We start from the raw sequence: 3721 nt of genomic DNA on the forward strand, positions 1-3721 counted from the left end.
GTTGCTGTTGCTTGGTGATGATGAACTCGGCCAGCAGCTCGGCATCCGAATGGCCTTCCCATAAGCCGAAGGAATCCTGAGTACGAATGAGCCGCAGGAGGCATTTGACGAACGGGGAAGCAAGGGCTTCTTCGTCATTGTTGACAGCAGGGCCAACCGGAGGAATTTCGTTGTTCGTCATTTCAGTCTTCGTCTTCGAGGTACGATTTCCTTTTCCTGCGATGCCCACTCCGGGTCCGCTTGCGTGGCCGACGAATGGCTTGGGCGGGCCAACCCCAAGAGTGCCCCGTGGCCGACCTCGACATGTCCACGAGTGCGAGACCTGCGGCGCGAATTCGCGGCGCACATCGTCTGCGCCGCGATCCGACCGGTGGTCAACGCAATTGAAATCCAACCTGCCGCAAGCCGCCGCCCTGCTGCATCGACATACTTGCTGCGAAGAGAGCTTCGATGGGCGGATTGGCCAGTGTTCAATTCCAATTGTCAGTCCCTTCGCGATTCTTGCTCAGGAAGTGACTGCGTTTTGAGTTTCGGGTGCCTTCTTTTGCGGAGCCACACAAAGATCCGCGTGACAGGCAGGCTCACCCGTGTAGTTGGCCAGTGCTTCGAGCAATGGGGTAAGATAGTACTGTTTGGTGTGGTCCGGAATTGGCCCCAGCCGGTCCACCGATTTCAGTGCCACCTCGATCAACTCGATTGCGCGATCTTTGTTGCCGCTCTCGTAATAATACTGAGCTACCGGGAGGTACCGGCGGTATTTAAACGGGCCATCGCCGTTCGGGGGATTGAGTGCCAGTATCTGTTCCGAGAGCTCGTTGCCCATCGCAAAGCGCTCCGCGCGCGGAAGATGGGAATTGTCCATCGTGGGATCGAAGAGTTGGTTGAGGGCCAAGGCCATCCACGACACCGCGTCGGACGTTTTGTCGATCGCGTCCTCGACCAATTCTCGCATGACCGGCATGCCGGTCTTGATGTCGCGCAGCTTGTGAAGCAGAAGATCCGCATGAATCTGCCGAAAATCAAAAGAGTCTGGCATCAAGGCGAGGCCTTCTTCGATGGCCAAGAGCGCCGCCGTCCAATTCTCGGCCTGCATCGCCGGCTCAAGTTTGGCGTATATCGGCCCGGTAAGCGACATTTCGCGCGCTGCAAGTTGGTTATGCGCGATGCGCTTTGCATCGGCGGCTTTCGCTTCATAGCTGCTGCGCCAGCTGCCGTTAAGGACTTTCGGCAAAACGTCATCGAGTTCCGCCGGGTGGCCGATAAAAGCGATGTGGCCGTCGCGGTCGACCACGAACGAGGTGGGAATCCCAATCGAAGAGCTGGGATCCATCCAGAGCTTGTTCATTTCGCCAATGTAATCGAACCCGATACGATAATTCAGATTCGGGAACTTCTCGGTCAGCCAGGCATCCACGTTGGTCCGCGCCTCGTCTGCGGTAGGACCCTGTTCGCAGGCGGCAACTCCGACCGCCTCAAATCCGCTGCCTTCATATTTCTCCTGCAGTTCGATCAAATGGGGCATGGCGTCGACACATGGTCCGCACCAAGTCGCCCAAAACTCAACGAGGTAGACCTTGCCGGGCCGAAAGTTCGTGAGGGGCTCGCCACGCAGCCAGTTCTCCACTTTGATCGCAGGAGCCGGGGACCCCATACGCAGTTCCATCTTGGTGTCCAAAGTCATTCCACACCTTTCGTCTCTTTTGTCGCGGAATATTTTCCCGTCAAAATCGGACACGGTCTCGAGGGCATCGCTCCCTCTGGCTTGCTTCAGCGAAGCTCTCACCGTGTTGCCGCACATCAAGCTGCAACGGAGGTGCCAATTCCCTCAGCTCCGGTAAGCGGCGGGAAATGCTTTGAAATTCTCCACGAGGCTAAATGCGGCCGATTGTCGTGAACCCGACATGTCTTCTGCCGCTGTCGGGTTTCGCCCTATCTCTTGAGAGCTTGGACGGCTCGCCTGTGATTAGACTGGCCTCGGTCCTCGAGCAGTGGCAGTTTGGCGCCAGTTCGAAAGCGCGAACTCGCCGGCTTGGTCCTCGTGCCGCCACCGCCGCGTGTGGATTCTTGCCCCGGAGTCAAAATTCGCCTCGCGGTTGCCAACGGCGGCATGCGCTCAATGCGCGTGGCGTTGAGCCCCGACAGCACGTAATGGTACCAATTAGTGGATGCCCGTCGCTGCCTCCACTTCTCCAGCCAAGCGCTCGAACGACGCTACCTACCCACGTTCGAGCGCGACCGCGGAATCGCAGACTGCCGAACGTCAGCCGTTGCGAAAGGTGTAGCCGTACCCGTTGATCGCCGGCGCGCCGCCTAGATGTGCGTAGAGGACCCTCGATCCCTGTGGAAAGAAGCCCCTCTGGACGAGGTCGATCATCCCTTGCATCGATTTGCCCTCGTAAACGGGGTCCGTAATCATGCCCTCGAGCCGCGCGCACAAACGGATTGCCTCTTTGGTTTCCTCCGATGGAACGCCATAACCCGGGTACGCGTAGTCCATGAACAACACCACGTCTGCCTCGACAATTTCCGCTCCGAGGTGGACGAGCTTCGCTGTATTTTGGGCGATGCCGAGCACCTGCGCCTTGGTCTTGGCGGGCATGGCGGAGGCATCGATACCGATCACGTTGCGCTGTCGACCATCCTTGGCGAACCCGACGAGCATGCCGCCGTGGGTTGAACCAGTCACCGTACAGACGACGATATAGTCGAAGGCAAACCCAAGCTGCTCTTCCTGGGCACGCACCTCCTCAGCGAACCCCACATAGCCCAGGCCGCCGTATTTGTGGACAGAGGCGCCGGCAGGTATCGCATATGGCCTGCCGCCCCTTGCCTTGACTTCATAAAGTGCCTTTTCCCAGCTGCGGCGGATGCCGATGTCAAAGCCCTCGTCAACCAGGCGCACCTCTGCCCCCATGATGCGGCTCAAGAGGATATTGCCGACCCGGTCGTAGACAGCATCATCATGTGGGACCCAGCTCTCCTGGACCAGGAGGCATTTCATGCCGATCTTGGCGGCGACCGCAGCGACCATGCGCGTATGGTTGGACTGCACGCCACCGATTGTGACGAGCGTATCGGCATCTGACGCGATCGCGTCGGGCACAATGTATTCGAGCTTGCGCAGCTTGTTTCCGCCGAACGCGAGACCGGAGTTGCAGTCCTCGCGTTTGACGTAGATTTCCACCTTGTCGCCCAGATGCTTGCCGAGGCGGTCGAGCCTCTCGATCGGCGTGGGTCCAAAGGTGAGCGGATAACGTTCGAATTTTTCCAGCATGCTATCTCCAGCAAAAAAGTACCTGAACCGGCTACGCACCGGTCAGCCCAGGGGTATGGTCGCGTGTTAGCCGAACACAGATTCCCTATACGATCAGCTCAGTCATCAGAGGGTGACCAAAATTGGTGTGGGTCTGAGCACTGATCCTGTCATCCGCGCATCAAAGCAGCAGCACATGCTGGGCATTCGACCAAGCCGGGACACAGCTGAAAATTGCATTCCGCAGTTGATCAGAGTCAGACGACTGGTACCCGAGCTTTCCTGTAACCATCGGCATGCTGGCCCCTGTGGCGAGTTCCACGAGCGCGGCTAGAGGACTGCCAGATCAGAAAGAGCACGCGGCCGAAGGAGCCGGCCTGAAGCAGCAGCGAACAGGCCAGCGTCGTGACGACTGCCACACGGAGCGAATCCAAAGCGAAGTAAACCATCGACGCATTGCTGCACAGG

General features: G+C 58.5%; 3 protein-coding genes and 1 pseudogene. All 4 read right to left on the bottom strand.

Annotation, left to right across the window (positions count from 1 at the left end; genetic code table 11):
* Positions 1–181, bottom strand: a pseudogene (locus EOA33_RS27785) (hypothetical protein); the annotation flags it as partial.
* A gap of 324 nt (positions 182–505) precedes the next feature.
* Entirely contained in the window at positions 506–1663 is a 1158-nt protein-coding gene (locus tag EOA33_RS27790) for a TlpA disulfide reductase family protein (protein ID WP_126080608.1), read from the bottom strand.
* A 597-nt stretch (positions 1664–2260) separates the two neighbouring features.
* Entirely contained in the window at positions 2261–3274 is a 1014-nt protein-coding gene (locus EOA33_RS27795) for a 1-aminocyclopropane-1-carboxylate deaminase (RefSeq protein ID WP_024505903.1), read from the bottom strand.
* Positions 3275–3510: 236 nt separating this feature from the next.
* The coding region (locus tag EOA33_RS27800; protein WP_127407099.1) for an exopolysaccharide production repressor protein at positions 3511–3721 on the bottom strand (211 nt) is incomplete at its 5' end.

It is taken from the genome of Mesorhizobium sp. M4A.F.Ca.ET.050.02.1.1, from assembly GCF_003997725.1.
Lineage (GTDB): Bacteria > Pseudomonadota > Alphaproteobacteria > Rhizobiales > Rhizobiaceae > Mesorhizobium.

Coding starts and splice junctions, on each gene's coding strand:
- EOA33_RS27790 (WP_126080608.1), bottom strand. CDS start 1,663: ATGGAACTGCGTATGGGGTCCCCGGCTCCTGCGATCAAAGTGGAGAAC.
- EOA33_RS27795 (WP_024505903.1), bottom strand. CDS start 3,274: ATGCTGGAAAAATTCGAACGTTATCCGCTCACCTTTGGACCCACGCCG.